The sequence below is a fragment of the Microbacterium sp. Kw_RZR3 genome (assembly GCF_029222405.1).
GTDB lineage: Bacteria > Actinomycetota > Actinomycetes > Actinomycetales > Microbacteriaceae > Microbacterium.
In genome coordinates, this window is sequence record NZ_JARHXC010000265.1 from 1 (window position 1) to 1,417 (window position 1,417).

General features: G+C 69.0%; 1 protein-coding gene. It reads left to right on the top strand.

All coding sequences use genetic code 11. From position 1 onward, the window contains the following. Positions 1-160 precede the first annotated feature (160 nt). Positions 161-1,414 carry an ISL3 family transposase gene (locus tag P2P98_RS14785; protein ID WP_275800873.1) on the top strand — a complete coding sequence of 418 codons (1,254 nt, stop codon included), beginning with the start codon at positions 161-163 and terminating at the stop codon, positions 1,412-1,414. Positions 1,415-1,417 lie beyond the last annotated feature (3 nt).

Consider the following 1,417-nt stretch of genomic DNA (forward strand, 5'->3'; position numbering starts at 1 on the left):
GGGTGAGGCTCGCGGGGTGATGGTCGGTGTGTAGGGGTCGAGGTCCCCGAGGATCAGAAGCGCTAACTCTCTGATCGACCCCGAGGACCTCGACGTGCTTCACCCTACTTCGGGGTGCGCTTCGGCGCGCTCTGCTTGCTGTCCGTGTGCCCGCTGCGACCTGCTCGTCGGCCTCCCCGGTGTTCATGTCGAGCACGTCGACCGTCGCGACGGGCTGCTGGTCGTGACGGTCTCGAGCGCCGCCGCGCCTGCCGGGTGTCCGTCGTGCGGTGTCGTCGCGACAGGTCGAGGGCGCCGCCGGCGGGTGCTGCATGACGTGCCCGGAGCGACCCGGGTGCGGATCGTGTGGCGGCAGCGGGTCTGGCGCTGCGACGACGAGAACTGTCTGCGGAAGACATTCACGGAGCAGCTGCCGCCGCTGGTCGCCCGGCGTGGGTCGATCACGACGCGCGCTATCGGCTGGGCGATCGGGCAGCTGCGTCGCGAACACGCCACGATCGCGGGCCTGGCCCGGCAGCTCGGGACGTCGTGGAAGACGGTGTGGCGGGCCGTCGAACCCGAACTCGTCAAGCTGGCCCTCGATGAGACCCGGTTCGAGAACGTCACCACGCTCGGCGTCGACGAGCACATCTGGCACCATGTCGACCCCCGTAAGCGCGGCCCGAAGGAGTTGACCGGGATGGTCGACCTCACCCGCGACGAGCACGGAAAGACGCGGGCCCGGCTGCTGGATCTCGTCCCGGGCCGGTCGGGGAAGGCGTATGCCTCCTGGCTCGGTGATCGTGGCGACGCGTTCCGGAAGAACGTGCGAGTGGCAGCTCTTGATCCGTTCGCGGGTTACAAGACTGCGATCGACGACAAGCTGCAGGACGCCACCGCGGTGCTCGACGCGTTCCACGTCGTCAAGCTCGGCACCGCCGCCGTCGACGAGGTCCGCCGCCGCGTCCAGCAAGACACTCTCGGGCATCGCGGCCGTAAAGACGACCCGCTCTATGGGATCCAGACCATCCTCCGCGCCGGCGCCGAGAACCTCACCGAGAAACAACGCGCCCGCCTCGTCGCGGCGCTCGACGCTGACCCCGCGCACGAGGAGGTCTTCGTCGCCTGGCAGTGCGCGCAGGAACTCCGCTCCGCCTACCACGCGAAGGACCTGGCCGAGGGGCGACGGATCGCGGAGAAGGTCGTGGACTCATTCCACTCCTGCCCGATTCCCGAGATCGCCAGGCTCGGCCGGACACTTCGCCGCTGGCGGGACGCGTTCCTCGCGTACTTCACCACCAGTCGCGCGAACAACGGCGGCACCGAGGCCATCAACGGCATCATCGAGCTACACCGCCGACTCGCCAGAGGCTTCCGCAACCGCGACAACTACCGGCTACGCATGCTCCTCGCCGCCGGCGGACTCACACCATGACCC